Source organism: Alteromonas oceanisediminis (assembly GCF_018474025.1).
Taxonomy (GTDB): domain Bacteria; phylum Pseudomonadota; class Gammaproteobacteria; order Enterobacterales; family Alteromonadaceae; genus Alteromonas_E; species Alteromonas_E oceanisediminis.
The window spans coordinates 243922-260568 of sequence record NZ_JAHCTA010000005.1; the positions used below are offsets into that span (position 1 = coordinate 243922).

General features: G+C 50.7%; 14 protein-coding genes. All 14 read left to right on the forward strand.

Annotated elements, in window-relative coordinates; all coding sequences use genetic code 11:
- Positions 1-3: 3 nt before the first annotated feature.
- Positions 4-357 carry a hypothetical protein gene (locus KIU71_RS10620; protein WP_214131250.1) on the forward strand — a complete coding sequence of 118 codons (354 nt, stop codon included), beginning with the start codon at positions 4-6 and terminating at the stop codon, positions 355-357.
- Between the two features lie 40 nt (positions 358-397).
- Complete coding sequence (mshL, locus tag KIU71_RS10625) at positions 398-2050, forward strand: pilus (MSHA type) biogenesis protein MshL (protein WP_214131403.1); 1653 nt, start codon at positions 398-400, stop codon at positions 2048-2050.
- A 2-nt stretch (positions 2051-2052) separates the two neighbouring features.
- Positions 2053-2976 (forward strand): ExeA family protein, encoded by a 924-nt coding sequence (locus KIU71_RS10630; protein ID WP_214131251.1) that lies wholly within the window; start codon positions 2053-2055, stop codon positions 2974-2976.
- A complete protein-coding gene (locus tag KIU71_RS10635) occupies positions 2973-4109 on the forward strand; it encodes a tetratricopeptide repeat protein (protein WP_214131252.1) in 1137 nt (378 codons plus the stop codon). Before KIU71_RS10630 ends, KIU71_RS10635 begins: the two co-directional genes overlap by 4 nt.
- Positions 4106-5935 (forward strand): GspE/PulE family protein, encoded by a 1830-nt coding sequence (locus KIU71_RS10640; protein ID WP_214131253.1) that lies wholly within the window; start codon positions 4106-4108, stop codon positions 5933-5935. Before KIU71_RS10635 ends, KIU71_RS10640 begins: the two co-directional genes overlap by 4 nt.
- A 1-nt stretch (position 5936) precedes the next feature.
- A complete protein-coding gene (locus tag KIU71_RS10645; protein ID WP_315853278.1) occupies positions 5937-7169 on the forward strand; it encodes a type II secretion system F family protein in 1233 nt (410 codons plus the stop codon).
- A 2-nt stretch (positions 7170-7171) separates the two neighbouring features.
- Positions 7172-7702 carry a hypothetical protein gene (locus KIU71_RS10650; RefSeq protein ID WP_214131254.1) on the forward strand — a complete coding sequence of 177 codons (531 nt, stop codon included), beginning with the start codon at positions 7172-7174 and terminating at the stop codon, positions 7700-7702.
- A 19-nt stretch (positions 7703-7721) separates the two neighbouring features.
- Positions 7722-8357, forward strand: a complete 636-nt coding sequence (locus tag KIU71_RS10655) for a pilus assembly FimT family protein (RefSeq protein ID WP_214131405.1) — start codon at positions 7722-7724, stop codon at positions 8355-8357.
- 63 nt (positions 8358-8420) lie between these two features.
- A complete protein-coding gene (locus KIU71_RS18050) occupies positions 8421-8939 on the forward strand; it encodes a prepilin-type N-terminal cleavage/methylation domain-containing protein (RefSeq protein WP_214131255.1) in 519 nt (172 codons plus the stop codon).
- 81 nt (positions 8940-9020) lie between these two features.
- A complete protein-coding gene (locus KIU71_RS10665) occupies positions 9021-9656 on the forward strand; it encodes a pilus assembly FimT family protein (protein WP_214131256.1) in 636 nt (211 codons plus the stop codon).
- Positions 9646-10236: a type IV pilus modification PilV family protein gene (locus tag KIU71_RS10670; RefSeq protein WP_214131257.1), complete on the forward strand. Its 591-nt coding sequence runs from the start codon at positions 9646-9648 to the stop codon at positions 10234-10236. The genes KIU71_RS10665 and KIU71_RS10670 overlap by 11 nt, the downstream gene beginning before the upstream one ends.
- Positions 10236-11099, forward strand: coding sequence for a PilW family protein (locus tag KIU71_RS10675; protein WP_214131258.1), 864 nt, complete (start codon positions 10236-10238; stop codon positions 11097-11099). Before KIU71_RS10670 ends, KIU71_RS10675 begins: the two co-directional genes overlap by 1 nt.
- Positions 11089-11532: a pilus assembly PilX family protein gene (locus tag KIU71_RS10680; protein WP_214131259.1), complete on the forward strand. Its 444-nt coding sequence runs from the start codon at positions 11089-11091 to the stop codon at positions 11530-11532. Before KIU71_RS10675 ends, KIU71_RS10680 begins: the two co-directional genes overlap by 11 nt.
- A complete protein-coding gene (locus tag KIU71_RS10685; RefSeq protein WP_214131260.1) occupies positions 11529-16589 on the forward strand; it encodes a LamG domain-containing protein in 5061 nt (1686 codons plus the stop codon). The genes KIU71_RS10680 and KIU71_RS10685 overlap by 4 nt, the downstream gene beginning before the upstream one ends.
- Positions 16590-16647 lie beyond the last annotated feature (58 nt).

Genomic DNA, 16647 nt, shown 5'->3' on the forward strand with positions numbered 1-16647 from the left:
TCAATGCCAAAAATAACTAGCATAGGCATTCTCCTGTTGCTTGCGTTTACCGCTGATGCAAAAACTCTCGTCGACCCTACACGGCCTCTGGATTCAACCGGTACCGTAGCCGACCTCAATACCGCGACGGGCGAACCGCTCATGCTGGAAGCTATTTTTATTCACAATAATTCGCGCAGAGCGGTGATCAACGGCGTTAGCCTTCATGAAGGTGAAAGCCATTTGGGAGCGCTTGTGCTACAAGTCAATTCAACGAGTGTGGTCGTCGAACACAGCGCTAATGGCGCTAAAGATGTGCGCGAACTCACACTGACCACCTCGGGTGACGTCAAGACTAATGCAACGGATACTTTCTAATATGCTTGCACACAAAACACTGTCCAAAAAAGCGCTTGCGATGCTTTTCGGTTTTTCGACCACTCTTGCGTTGAGTGGATGTCAATCGGTACCCGAAAGTCCGGTCGAGCGCACACTCCAACAACAATTAGCTGAACAAGTTGCCACCGAACAGGCTGCCGAAGCAGCCGCCAAGGCAGCCCCGCTGGATACGTTACCCAGCGCGGTCGCAGCAGCATTGCAGGCATCTCCGAGACCGACTCAAACAGGGTTGTTTGGTGCGGAGAAGTACGACATCAATGCACAAGGTGTTGATGCGAAAGCGTTTTTTGCTGGTCTGGTTGATGATACACCCTACAGCGTTGCGATTCACCCAGAGGTAAGTGGCGATATTTCCCTCAATCTCAAGCAGGTTTCTTTGGAAGATGTGGTCGATTTGGTCAGTGAATTGTACGGCTTCGATGTCACACGTCGCGGCAATGTGTATCGCGTGCGGCCTGCCGGTATGCGTACTGAAACCTTCAACATTAACTACTTACTCATGCAGCGTGACGGCTCCACGCAAACCAGCGTGATCAGCGGCGGCGTGAGTCAGGCTCAGGGCAACAGCAATAATAACAACAGTTCGTTTAACAATTTCAGCGGCAATAGCCAGAACAGCAACAACCTCGGTGGGGGCGGTTTAGGCAGTAATGCAAACGGTACGATGATCAGTACCAGTACCAAAACTAATTTCTGGGAAGAGCTACAAACGAGCTTGCAGACAATGATTGGCGCTGAGGGCGGGCGCTCGGTGTTTGTAACACCGCAAGCAGGTCTTGTTACCGTGCGTGCCATGCCCGATGAATTGGCTACGATTAAAGAATATTTACAGATTTCTGAAACCAATCTACAGCGTCAGGTGGTGTTAGAGGCGCGCATTTTGGAAGTTTCATTAAATGATGAGTTTCAACAGGGGATCAACTGGAATCAAGTGCTTGCCCATGCCGGAAGCACGGACTTTGAGTTTTCGACCAGCGGCGGTAATTTAGGCAATGAAGTGTCAGCAGCATTGGGCGGTGTGACCAGCTTGTCATTTTTAAACAAAGACTTCTCTGGCGTTTTATCCCTCTTGTCTACGCAAGGCAATGTACAAGTACTGTCTAGCCCTCGTGTAACGGCAACGAACAATCAGAAAGCGGTGATCAAAGTCGGTGATGATGAATACTTTGTCACCGATGTGTCCAGCCAAAACACAATTACCGCGTCGACTACATCGGTTGTTCCTGATATCGAATTAACGCCTTTCTTTTCCGGTATTGCGCTTGATGTAACCCCACAAATTGATGATAAGGGTAGCGTGCTGCTGCACATTCACCCGTCGGTCATCGAAACGCAAGAACAGGAAAAGGTGGTGACGCTCAATCAGGAGCAAATTGTGTTACCGCTAGCGCAGAGCACGATCCGTGAGTCAGATACTATTATCCGCGCCAATTCAGGTGAAATTGTCGTGATTGGGGGTTTAATGCAAACCGCTATGACGGAAGTCAATTCGCAAACACCGTTGTTGGGTGATATCCCCTTGTTAGGCAACCTTTTTAAAAATCGTCGCGACAAAGAAACCAAAAAAGAGCTCATTATTTTGCTCAAGCCTACCGTGGTCGGTGCTGGCACATGGTCGCAACAGTTGCAGATGAGTCAGGAGCAAATGGCTGACTGGCTGTACGTGGACTGAGTATGTACCTCTATCACTTCGGCATTCGAGAGTTGCCGTTCACGTTAACGCCAAATACACAGTATTTTTTTGGCTTGCCCAGTCATCAGGAGGCCTTGCAGGTTTTGATGACGGCGCTTAAAACGGGTGAAGGTTTTATCAAAGTGACCGGTGAAGTGGGCACTGGCAAAACGCTTATCTGTCGCAAAATCCTGAATGAGCTGCCCGACCATTTTGTGTCAGCTTATATCCCCAACCCGTATTTGTCGCCGGCGGAGCTGCGACGTTCTGTGGCGGCTGAACTGGGTGTTGAATTGACTGAAAACTCCGATCAACAGGAGTTCACACAGCGAATTCAACAACGTTTAATTGACATTCATCAGCAACAACGCAGTGTGGTGTTGATGATTGATGAAGCACAGGCATTGCCGATAGAAAGCATCGAGTCGTTGCGCTTGATGACGAATCTGGAAACGGAATCGCGCAAGCTGTTGCAGGTTGTGCTGTTTGGTCAACCAGAGCTAGATGATAAGTTGGGATTACCCGAATTACGCCAGCTCAAACAGCGTATTACGTTTTCGTATTCGCTGAAGTTAATGGATTCCGATCAGGTCTACCAGTACGTGCAACATCGGCTTCGCGTGTCGGGTTATTCCGGTGGCGAACTGTTTAATCGTCAGTGTGCGGCGCTACTGTTCAAAGCAAGCAAAGGTACGCCACGTATTGTGAATGTGCTGTGCCACAAAGCGTTGATGCTGAGCTATGGCAAAGGCCATCGACAGGTTTCCATCGAGGATATTCGTGCAGCGATCGCGGATACGGAAGCCGCCTATTCGGTCGACCGTTCTTTTACTGGTGGACAACATTGGGTCTGGTGGGGGCTCGCATTGGTCGCGTGCCTGACGTTGACATTGGCGATTTACTACGCCCCTTGGAATGCAAAATGAGTGTTGTGAATCAAATGCTCAAAGATCTTGAGCAACGAAATAGCGATAAAACAGACGGGCAAGCGGTATATCAACCGCCCGTTGCATCGCAGCGCAAACAGCGCTGGGCACTGGTGATTGTCGTGCTTCTGTTAATCTTACTGGTGGTAGCCGGCTATTTGGCTTACCCGTTCTTAAACGCTGATACACGCAATGCCGATGTCGTTTCGGCTGCGCAGGTGCCAACCGCTCAGGCTGAGCCAGAGCCAGTTAAAGCGAAGCCCATGGCAGTGGTCGTTCCACGCGAAGTCGTTCTGCACGAAACCGAGCAGACGATGGCTGAGCCTGAAGCCGTCCCAGAAACTGCAACCTCGGTAGTGCCAACCGACACAACAAATGAACCGGTTGTGGCGCGTGAAGCATCAGTCACTTTTGATGATAGCGAGACCGAAACCGCTTCAGTGCCCGTGATCGTTGAGGTGCCTGTAACGGTTGAGCCCGTTACGCCACCGCGCAGTGCTCAATCAGCTTCAGGTGTGGCTAACCCTGCAACCTTTACTAAATCCAGTTCCAGCACTGTCTCGCGTGCGCCATCGTTGCGAGAGAAAGCGGCCGTTGCGATAAAAGCCGGTCAAGAGGCGTTGGCGATCGAATTGCTGGGCAAGTTAATCAATACTGAGCCGGAAAACATCGCGGCGCGCAAAAAGCTAGCGGCCATGTTATTCGCAAGAAGCGAGGCTACCGAGGCACGGGTTGTGCTAGAACAAGGCATTGTTCGTTTTCCTGAAGACGCCAGTATGCGCTTGATGTTGGCGCGGTTACTCAGCCAGCAAAATGAGTTAAATACGGCATTTGCCGTGCTAGATCCTGAACAACCGTTGTCTGACATGAGTCAAGAGTATCGGGCTTATCGTGCGCAACTGGCGCAGCAGTTAGGAGAATACACGGTTGCACTGAATGATTATCAGGCGCTGTTGAACGAAGAGCCTCACAGCGCGCGCTGGTGGTTGGGTGTCGCCATTGCCAGTGAGCGGCTGGCATTTCCGGCACAGGCATTAGAGGCGTATCAGCGGGTTGCTCGGCTTGACCAACTCGGCCCCGATGTTTATCAGTTTGCCCAGCAACGCGCAGCACTTTTGATGGGGGCGCAATGAACCAGCCTAAACGACTCCGACTGGGCGATCTACTTGTTCAACAGGAACTGATCACCGACGATCAATTGATGGCAGCGCTCAGTGAGCAACGCAAATCAGGCCGTAAGCTAGGGGCAACACTGATTGAGATGCAGTTGGTTAGCGAAGCACAACTGCTAGAACTTTTATCTAAACATCTGAAAGTACCGCTTATCGATATTGACCAATATCGGGTCGACCCAAACGCGGTACGTTTACTCCCAGAAATACAGGCGCGCCGTTTTCGGGCATTGGTGTTAGAAGACGCTGGCGACAGTTTACTGGTCGGCATGAGCGACCCGGCTGATTTGACCGCGATCGACAGTCTCAACGATATCCTACCCAAACCGGTCAAAGTGGCGGTAGTGAGTGAGTCACAGCTATTTAACGCATACGATAATTTTTATCGTAAAACCGAAGAGATCGCCTCTTTCGCGCAAGAACTGGCCGAAGAATACCAGACAGATGACGAATTCGATCTGACCGGTGGGCTGGAAAGTGGTGACGATACGGCAGTGGCAAAACTACTGCAGTCGATTTTTGAAGATGCCGTGCAGGCCAAAGCTTCTGATATCCACATTGAGCCCGACGAAAGTCAATTGCGCATTAGAATGCGCGTTGATGGCGTACTGCAAGAGACAGTGATCAAGGAAAAAAATATCGCTGCTGCGCTGGTACTGAGGCTGAAGCTTATGGCCGGTTTGGATATCTCGGAAAAACGCCTGCCGCAAGATGGTCGTACGCAGGTTAGGGTGAAAGGGCATCGTGTCGATGTGCGCTTATCGACCATGCCAATCCAAGCCGGTGAATCGGTGGTGATGCGTTTACTCGATCAATCTGCAGGCGTCCTTACACTGGATCAAACCGGTATGCCTAATGCGCTGCTTGCACGGCTGCGTAGTTTATTACAACGGCCGCATGGCATGATCCTGGTCACTGGGCCAACAGGTTCGGGTAAAACCACGACCTTGTATGGTGCGTTGAGTGAGTTGAATCAGGCGTCGAAGAAAATCATTACCGTGGAAGACCCGGTGGAGTATCGCCTGCCTCGGATCAATCAGGTGCAAGTCAACACCAAGATTGATCTGACCTTCAGCAGCATTCTGCGTACCACCCTGCGGCAAGATCCCGACATCATCATGGTTGGCGAAATGCGTGACCGGGAAACGGTTGAGATCGGCTTACGAGGCGCTTTAACCGGTCACCTTGTGCTATCCACACTGCATACCAACGATGCAATCAGCAGTGCAATTCGTTTATTGGACATGGGTGCACCGGGATATTTGGTCGCCACGTCACTGCGAGCGATTATTGCTCAGCGCCTGGTTAGACGCATTTGCGAAAACTGTTCAGTTTCACACACACCGGATGAAGACGAGTTATTTTGGTTGGGCAACATTGATGAGAACGCGACACAATTCAGTTTCAAGCGCGGGTTAGGCTGTCAAAAATGTAATCAAACCGGATATCGAGGCCGTGTTGGTGTGTTTGAGTTGCTTGAAATGAATGAGCAAATGATGACGGCGCTGAAATCGGATAACACCGAAGTGTTCTCGCAAGCGGCTCTGCAGAATAAAAGCTATCGCCCATTGGCGCACACGGCGCTAACTTACGCCAAAATGGGTATTACCACGGTCGAAGAAGTGCTCAAACTGGTCGAGCGCATCGCAGAGCGCGATGTCGAATATGACACCGACGATACGCAGCATCTAGACAATGTGCCAGCGCCAGAGCCGCTTGATGAAAGCAACGAAAAGCCACAAAAACCGGCGTCGCCTGGGTCGGGTTTGAGTCTGGAGGATATCTAGGGTGGCGGCAAAATACAGTTACACGGGTCGACTATCGGATGGCGAAAAAACCACCGGCGTCATTGAAGCGAGCGATGAAGCCACCGCTGCCCGGATGCTGTCTGCACGAAATATTATTCCGATTGAAATCCGGATGGGTGCTGGCGAGACGGGTCGTGCTAACCAAGAAGAAACCGCGAACTTTTTAACGCCGAATGTCACCCTTGATGACTTGGTGATATTTTCACGCCAGCTGTACTCGTTAACCAAAGCCGGTATTCCTATTTTACGCTCAGTCGGTGGCCTGGCTGATAGCACGACATCACTGCGGATGCGTATTGCCTTGCGCGATGTTATCGAACAACTAGAGCGAGGCCGCAGCCTCAGTGCGGCTATGCATCGTCACCCGGAGGTCTTTAATCAGTTGTTTGTCAGCGTGGTACACGTGGGTGAAAACACCGGTCAGTTGGACAAAGCGTTTCTGCAACTGGCAGAATATTTGGAGCGTGAACAGGAAACCCGCAAGCAAATCAAAGCCGCAACACGGTATCCGACCTTTGTCATCGTCGCATTGGTGATTGCATTGGTGGTGATGAACATTTTTGTGATCCCGGTGTTTGCGGGCATGTTTTCCCGCTTTGACGCGGAGCTGCCGTTAATGACGCGCTTTTTGATGGGCATGTCGGATTTCTTCATTAACCAATGGCCCTATCTGGTTGCCACAATCCTCATCCTGTTTCTGGGCGTGAGGCAATATCTGAAAACAGAAGAGGGCGCGTTTAAATGGGATCGCATCAAGTTAAAAATTCCCATCGTGGGCAGCATTGTAGAGCGCTCCTTGCTAGGGCGTTTTGCGCGCAGCTTTGCCATGATGTTAAGTGCAGGTGTGCCATTAACCACTGCGCTTAATCTGGTTGCCGATGCAGTTAATAATCGGTTTATGGCCAGTAAAGTACTGGAGATGCGACGTTCTATTGAACGCGGCGAAAACCTGACGCGCGTGGCACAAGCCAGTGGGCTGTTCACGCCGCTGGTTATGCAGATGATCAGTGTCGGCGAAGAAACGGGCCGGGTTGATGAATTGCTAGGTGAAACCGCCAGTTATTATGAACGTGAGGTCGATTACGACTTGAAGAGCCTGACATCAAAGATCGAACCGATCCTGATTGTGATTGTTGCTGGCATGGTATTGGTGCTTGCATTAGGTATATTCACGCCGATGTGGGACATGATGGGCGCGATCAAAGGTGGATAACGATGAACAATAACGATTTGTCGGAACACACCCAGCGTAATTTGCTTAGCAACATTATCATCGTGCTGATGTTTTTGGGCATGATGGCCGCGGCGATTGTCTATTTCAACAATGCATCACCCAACATTAAAGCGGAAATCATGCACACCTTGGCACAACAGTTTGGCCGCAATGTCACTAATGCACATTGGCAATGGCAGGCCGAAGGCAGGCCTAATATGATTATGCTGGTTCAGTATGATAATAGCGGCAAAGAGCGCGGTAGACAGCCATTGCGCATGGATCCCGCTGGCTGGCCTCACGTTGAGCCTACTAGCGAAAGCTGTGAAGCATTATGGCAAAGCATTCTTTATTTACCAGCACGTGTTGATGGCTTTCGCGTGATAGCGGAGTTTTATCAGGAGCCACAACATACCGAAGTGACGAACGCACAAGGCCCCGTCTCAGGGTACTGCCGATTTAGAGTATCCACTGGGCCTTATTTTGATTATTATGTGAATAGCGGTAGAGTGGTGTCGGATGAAAAAGATTAACCTGGGTTTAGGAGTGTCTATGCAGCCAAATCAGGCGGCTATATCAAACCGCAAGAGTCGCGGTTTTACCTTGATTGAATTAGTGATTGTGGTGGTTATATTGGGTTTGCTTGCAGCCACGGCTATTCCGCGCTTTTTGGACGTAACCGCCGACGCTGAAGACGCCACTGTTGAAGGTGTCGCCGGTGGTTTCGCAACCGGTGTTGGCCTTGTTCGTGCACAATGGGAGTTAGAAGCGCGCCCGCAGGACAATCAGTCAACCAATCAAACCTTTGTGACGCTTGACGGGATCCGCGTTGGCGTCGACAAAAATACCGGTTACCCCACAGGCCAACTGAATAATGATGGTAGCTCAGAAGACGACGTATTGACTGAGCTCGATTGCGAGAGTATTTTCAATTTAATCTTACAAAGCGCGCCGACCATTTCATCTGATTGGAATGACCGCCCATTTGATGACTTTCGTTATTTTACGTCAGTTTCGCAGGGCAACGGTTCCGGTGGTAACGACATCTGTTATTATTACTTAACGCAAACCATCAAAAATCGGACTCAAGAGCCAATTGACGATACCGTAGGGAATGGTTTCATTTACGACCCGCGTATCGGTCAGGTCATTGTATTTAGTAACAATTCGAATCAACGGGTCAATTAGTGGCCTGTTGGTTCAAGCAAGTAACGCAACATTTTAACACTGAGCTCTAACGAGGATAACATTATGCAACAACGTGGTTTTACATTGATTGAGTTGATCATTGTCATCGTAATTTTGGGAATTTTGGCGGTGACCGCCGCACCTCGCTTTATCGACCTGCAAGGTGATGCAAGAGCGTCGACACTGCAAGGCGTCAAAGCCGCGCTGCAAGGGGGCTCTCAATTGGTTTACGCTAAGTCAGCTATTGCGAGCGAACAGACAAATGCCACTGCGGGTGATACAACGTCACAAGTTGAGATCAATGGTAACCCAGTGGAAACGAATTTTGGCTACCCTGCGGCAATCGCGACTGTAACCCTGGCTGACGTCGGCAACTGGGCAAGCTTGTCTGATGATGAATGGACGTTGACAGCAAGTGGTGATGCTGCAGTCGCTGTGGGTTCATTTGTCATTACTCCAGAGGGTAAAGCGGCTGAGCCGGCCCCAACGGGAGGCACTGATTTACGTTGTCAGGTGACTTACACGCAAGCTGCTAATGCTAATTCTGCTCCAGTTGTCACGGTACAAGCAGACGGTTGTTAATCAACCCTACCTGTATAACGATATGGTGAGGGTAAGAGCGGTGCTTACATTAGCTGTTTTGTTCTCACTTAACGACTGGCGATGAATACAACTCAGCGTGTATTTTATCAGCGTCCGCCCAAGAGCGCTTTACGTAGTGAGGGTATCGTACCCTCACGCCACGTGAAGCGTTTTTTTTTAGCCCCTCACGCAACACCACAACGCGGCTATAGCCTGGTTGAGCTGATCGCAGTTATTCTGCTGATTGGCGTTTTAAGCGTCGGTGCAGTTGCCCGCTTTAGCGGTTCTGATGGTTTTGCTGAATACACGTATCAAAACCGGTTAGTCAGTGCACTGCGTAACATTCAACAACGCGCAATGAATGACAGCCGGAATGGCTTTTGTTATCGAATTAATTTGGTGAGCGGTACCGCAGCACCCGCCTTTGGCCCACCCACCCATGACTACACGGCCGCTAATGCTGCTGCGAGCTGTTCTGGAGCGATTGATTCAAGCGTTGACTTTCTCGCCACGACAGCAACGGAGATGGCCGCTGAAAACATTGCGATGACCAGTCAGGATGGCGCATCGACGGCATTGAGCTTTATTGGCTTTAACAGTTTAGGTCAGCCCCAATCTAACATTGCCAATTGTGCCAGTGGTTGCCGCGTGGATTTTGTCGGTAGCTCCACTGCGTCGGTCTGTATTGCATCACAAGGATACATTCATGCGTGCTAACACAGGCGTGCAACACGGTTTTACGTTAATCGAATTGATTGCCGGTATTGTCGTGTTCGGTGTCGCACTCGCCATTGTCACGTCTTTGGTTGCCTCGCAATCCAGACGAAGTATTGATCCTATCTGGCAAGTGCGCGCCGTGGAGTTGGGGCACAGTTTACTCAATGAAATCAGTGCCAAGCCATTCGATGAAAACTCGGATCCTCTCGGTGGCACGACTCGCTGTAATGAAGCAACACCCTGCACTTCAAGTGGTCAACTAGGGCCCGACGGCGCAGAAACCCGCGCAAACTTTGATGATATCGACGATTATCATGGTCTGGATGTAGAAAGCGCTGCGATTACCAACTCACTTAATGAAACGCTGCAGTCACCAAACGGTGCTCTGTATCAAGGCTTTAGGGCACAAGTGAGCGTGTTCTATGACGATAATACCGATGGTTTTAATGACGATGACGCAGACGGGGACGGTACGCCGGATTCGGGCAATGTGATCGGCAATACTAAACTGATCCGAATTATCATCACCACACCGGGCGGTGACGCTGTACCAATCTCATTATACGCGGTGAATTATTGATGAAAGGTTTACATGCGCGCGCGGGATTCACACTGATTGAATTGATTACTACCTTGGTGATTTTAGTGATTGTATCTGTCGGCATCAGTGGGTTTATTCGTAGCAGTATGCAGGTGTTCAGTGATGTCACGGAGCGCGATCGAATATTGGGCGATAGCCGCTTTGTCGTTCAGCGTATGACCCGCGAGCTACGCGATGCAGTGCCCAGCAGTCTTCGCGTGGCTGGCAATAGCAGTGTGCATTGCCTGCAATTCGTGCCTATAGATTACAGTACGTTTTATACTCAACTACCGTTATTACCCGCAGCGGACACAGCCCTAGAAGTTGTCGAGATGAGTGATATCGACAACAATGTTTACGTGCCGGATACGTTAAGTACATTCGCCTTTGTATTTACCACGCGCGCTGTTGATGTCTATGATCCCTCACTAAATCGTCGCCGTGCGGTCGAAGCCTGTGAGGATGATGGGCCTGATACCGGTTGTGCCAGTGCTGATTCGCCCACGAATACGGCACAACTCACGGTGGCTGGCGCGTTTGCGGCTGGATCACCGGCGGAGCGCGTTTATTTTGCTAGCCGGGCTAACAGCTACTGCGTTCGCGATGAAGCGATATATTTCCACCAAAGTGATATAACTGCCGCGCAGCCTGTGTTTACCAGTGGTGGCGTGCTGATGGCTGAAAATATAGCCAACACGCTGTCAGCAAATCCTGCCGTGCAATCTTCTGGCAGTGACGACCCATTTCGCCTGTTCGACGCAACCCTGTTGCGGAACGCTTTTGTGCAACTGCGCTTACGCTTTGAATTGAATGAAGAGGTGGTTAACTATCACCACGAGGTGCACGTTGCTAATGTCCCGTAGCTCAATCTCATTGCCGCGCCGACAACGTGGCAGTATGCTGATTATTTCATTGTTCGTGATCATCGTACTGGCGTTGCTGGGCGCGACTATGGTGCGAATGATTTCATCAAGCTCGCAGGCCACCATTGTGGAGTTGTCTGGATTGCGCGCGATCACTGCTGCGCAATCGGGTGTTCAAGTTTTATTGGCACAAAGTTTCCCGCTGAATAGCCCGATCAACGCGTGCAGCACCACCATTACCAGCCCTGCTTCATTTTCAAATGTCGAGGGATTTCGCAATTGCGGCTATACTGCAAGTTGTAGCACTGTTCCTGTCACCAAGCAGGGAGAAGTGCACAATTACTATCGATTTACGAGTATTGGTCAGTGCGCCGTCGGCGATATTATTGTCAGTCGGCAGGTGAGCTTAGACGCTATGCAGGTGCAACCATGAAGTTACTCTGTGCGTTACTGTTGATTTTACTACTGGGATTTCCACGTGCCGCTGAGGCAGCCGAATGCAGCTATATCTATCCCGATCCGGCGGCGTCTTATGCCGTCAACGGCATACTCACCAGTAAGTATAATGCTAAGATTATTGGTAGCGACGGCGTTTTAACCTTTAACACCATCACCGATTCCTCTGGCGGTACAAGCTGTGATACCCAGCCCTGTCAGGCAGGCCCGACGAATAGCGCCAACGCGACGCTGGCCAGCTTCTTAGCAAGCCGTTCCACTCGCGATGTCACGGTGCCTACCAATGGCAACCGCTCACTGGGTGCGGGCGAGTATGATCAAGTCAACATTGAGCAAAGTGGCCAGTTAACGCTCACGGGTGTGAACCAGGAATACCGCATCAAGAAACTGCATGTGAAGTTTAATGCTACGGTGATTTTAAGTGCTGGCTCATACTGGATTGAGGAACTTGTCGTCGAACAAGGAGGCAAAGTACAACCTGAAGCGAACGCGCTAACCACGGTATTTGCCCAACGCGTTCATGCCAAGTTTGAGTCCTCATTAAATCGTAGCGGCGATACCGAACAATTCGTACTGATAGCGTATGATAGTTTAATTGCTGAGCAGTCATCAGTCACGAACGGTTTTGTGTATGCTCAAAATTCAGTCAACATGAAATTTCAAAGTCGTATTGTCGGCGGCGTGAACACGGCGAATCTCAACATGGAATCTGAGGCCCGCATTGTCGGCGCGCCAAATGCCCTTGTTTCGGCTGATTTTGGCGGCGTGTGTACCAATACGACACCGCTTCCTGATCCAATCGGTCACTGGCCGATAGATGTCTGTGCGCTTACTGGCTTGCCCGATGATGTGCTGGATATCGTGGGTGGAAATCATGGTCGTTCATCCAATGGCGCCTCGATAGAGTTTGATGGGCGATATTGTCAGGCGGGTCGTTTTCAGGGAACGGGAGATATTATTACCATCCCGCATACCGATGATTATTTTCTCGATCAGGGCGCCATCTCGTTTTGGTTTAACGTACCCGACCTCAATTTTTCCAATCGCAGCAGTGCGGGTGGTATGGGGATCCTGTCTAAAGACGCTAATGGCACCGGCGCGGGAGGACACCTCACTTTCTGGGTTGGCGCAGACGGCTCATTGCGCGCCCGCCATCAGGGCACCAATCAAAGCGCCACCGTGCGCATCAATAATGTCATTAGTGAAAACACTTGGCATCACGTTGCTTACACCTGGGGACCACAGGGCATGTACCTTTACGTTAACGCGGGTACGCCGGGTTCAAATACCGGGTTTACCAGTGGACTGGGTCGTAGCCGTGAACCCATTGTACTCGGTGGAAACGCATGGACGAGTTCTGAAAACAGCTCTCCCAGCAGCGAATTAACCGATTTGTTCAAAGGGCAGATTGATGACCTGAAACTTTTTGATCAATCGCTGAATAGCAATCAGGTCGCCACGCTATACGGACTGACAGAAGATACTTGCACCGAATGTGTCACTGAGCCGGTATTGACAGCACATTGGCCGTTGGATCTGTGTTCGGTGACGGGCGCGGATGGCGAAATTGTCGATATTGTTGCAAACTCAAATGGCACTACGCTAGGGAACGTCAAAGCCATCAACGATGGCATTCGCTGTCAGGCGGGCCGCTTTGGTGGCAATGGCGGTCATTTGAACATTCCACATACTGAAGCGATGGCGCTGCGCACGGGCTCGATCTCTTTCTGGGTGAAAGCACCGCGATACAATGTTTCGAACGCGCGAGATCTAGGTGGAATGGGGCTTATTAGCAAAGACTCTTCAGGAACTGACGATGGTGGTCAGTTTACCATTTGGGTTGATACCGCCGGTACGGTTCGCGTTAGGCATGAAGACAACCGCAACGAATACTTTGTGACCGCGCAGACGTCCGACCGACTCAAGAGCGATGTCTGGCATCATGTGGTGTACAGTTTTGGTCGCGAGCATATGCGTTTATTTATCGATGGCGATTTGAGTCAGGTTAATACCGCGTTTAGCGGTGGTATCGCCGACAACATTGAGCCCTTGATCGTCGGTGCTACAGCCCGTTTATCGGGTGACGGCGAATCGACACTCACGCAACTAAGAGATTTTTTTGGCGGAGAAATAGACGATATTCGGTTATTCGAACATGAGCTAGCCGCTGCAGATGTTGAAGCGCTATTTGATTCTTCTGACTATAGCTGTACAAATTGCACAGGTAATCGACCGGTCGCGTTTTATCAGTTCGAGCAAGAGGAATATACCGGTACAGGGCAGGTGGTCGACTCTTCTGCCAATGCGTTCGATGGAGACCCGGTCGGAAACGCACAACCACTTTTGCCAGATAATCCGGTTTCGTGCCGCGCGCTGGATATTCCCCGCAACGTGACCGTTGAAGAAATCGATGCCGTGAATACCAAAATCAACATTAATCAGATCGGCGGGCGAGGTACGATTTCTTTTTGGTATCGCAGCACCAATGCATGGAAGGGCGGCGGCAATCGTCAGCTTTTCGACGCATCCAGATTGGCAAACCCGCCACGGCGGAATAATGGTCAGGATCGGTATTTCTTCCTTACCCTGCGTAATGATGGTCGTTTGCGGTTTGGCATGGAAGATAATCGAGATGGCGACTTTCAGTTAACCTCTGATGCCAGCAATATTGCTGCAAACACGTGGGCACACATTGCTCTGGCATGGGACTTGGTTAATGATACCGCTCGCGTTTTTGTAAACGGCAATGAGCTTGATTTTTCGTTGCGCAGCACAATTCGAACGAGTCAGATTGCCGGGCTGGGTGAGCTATTTTTTGGGGATATTGGCAATACTTATATCATCGCGGGTGGCACCGATAACTCGGTGTACGGTCAAATTGATGACGTGCGTATTTATAACTTTAGTCAGACTCGGCAACAAGTTCTGGAGGACATCAACGATGTGACTCCCTGTTCAGCGGTGGACCATTATCAAATTATTCACCCTGAACAAGTCCTTACGTGTTCGGTCGCAGAGGTGACTATAAAAGCGTGCGCTAATGCGGCTTGCAGTGAAACTGCTGGCGATCCCTCTACGATTCGATTATCACCTACTGGATGGGAAGGTGGGGATAATGTGACCTTTACCGGCAGTACACAAGTCAGCTTGGCACAGGCTTCCGTGGGGCAGACGACTATTGGCCTGGCGAACGCGTCGCCGAGCGCACCGGTGAGGTGTGTTCCTGACTGTACCATCGATTTCGTGGACGCCGGGTTTGAGTTTTTTGATAGCGCTACGCCAAGTTCTTCCGTCTTGCCAGATGTGATTGCCGAGAGTGATCTGGGGCGTGTCGGCATCAGGGCTATCCAAAGTGTCGGTGGCGAGTGCAGTCCGTTGCTGACCGGTGCAGAAAGTATCGACCTGAGTTTTGATTGTGTTACCGAGTCCGATGCGTCCTATTCCACAGACCAATGTACCGCCCCCTTTGCGGGAATTCCGGTTTCTGGAGATGGTAGCGGCGTAACAACCGGTCCGCTTAACCTGACATTTAATGGTGCAGGTGAGGCATCGCTGAGTGGTTTTCAATACGCCGATGCAGGACGCGTCGCGCTGGTCGTATCAGACGTGATAGACGGTAAGACGATTTCTTCTGGTCGCGCTTTTCTCGACAGCGTGCCAGCGCGCTTATTGCTCAGCTCAGAGAGCAGTGATCCGCAGGTTGCCGGCGAAATCTTTCCGCAGGTTGCCGGCGAAACCTTTGCGCTAACCGTCGAGGCATTAGGGCAAAATGGAACCCGTTTACCAGGTTACCAACCGGCCAATCTGCACATGTCCGTGCAACGTGTTGAGCCAGCATCTTCAACCGTTGAAAGTGGCTTGCGGGTGAGTGACACGCATTTACTCAACAGTAGCAGTGGCATCGCGTTCAAAGCCGTGAGAGATCTTACATTTGATCAGGGTCGTTACCGCTATGCGTCGGCCTACTTTGAAGAAGTGGGTTCCATACGCTGGGATGCCGAAGACCCAAGTTATTTAGGCACGTTGGTTGAAGCCGATGCAGTCACACTAGGGCGTTTTATACCGGCCTACTTTGATGTTAGCAATGCGCAGGCAGGCACATTGGCGCACGGTTGCTCAAGCAGCTTTACCTATATTGGCCAACCTTTTGACTATGCATTAGGTCAAGAGCCTTCTGTGACGGTAACCGCCTACAATGCGCTTGGCACCATTACCGCAAATTATGCTGATACCTCATGGCGACTATCACCTCAAAATGCGCATGCCAGTTTTGCTGACAGCTCAGGCTATACCGGCAACGCCAGTGTCACGCAGTTAGGTACCACAACCCTGCAAGGGCAAGAGGTATTTGACGGTCAAGCCAGTGTCAGATTAACCAATGTTGAATTTACCTACGACAAAACGGCTCTACCGGTTGCACCTTTTGACGCCTCTATCGCACTCACACTTAACGCCGACTATTTAACTGATTCTGATGGCGTGTGTTACCAAAGTGCTTATCCGGGGGCGTGCGAGTCTTTTGATGTGGGCAACGCAACGGGCACAGAGCAACGTTATGGGCGCTTGGCGCTGACCAACAGCTATGCCCCGGAAACGGAGACCATCATGTTACCCCTATCCGCCGAATACTTTGCTGCGGGGGGATGGCGAGTCAATGCACAAGACAATTGCACAAGCATTGGGTTGACTGAAGCCGCGGGTGACATTGTGGTTAGGAATGCTTCTGCAGGCCACAATGAACAGGATATTACAGGGTTACTCAGCCCAACGTCGTCATCAGGCGTTCTGCAAAATGGCTTATCAGACGCCAACGATCTTTTGCTAGGGCCTCCGCTGAATAGTGCCGGTGAAGGCGTGCGCGGGAGCGTAGAGGTGTCGTTGTCACCGGTGAATAATCCGCCTTGGGCAGCCTACTTGAATATCGACTGGAACCAAGACGGAAGCATCGATAACAATGATACTCCGGTTGGGATCGCCACTTTCGGGATTTTCAGAGGAAATGATCGTACAATTCACTGGCGCGAGGTGTTTTAACGCGCGTTGTTGCTTGCTGAAAAATGCGCTGATTGGTAAAGTGTGCGGATTATTTGAC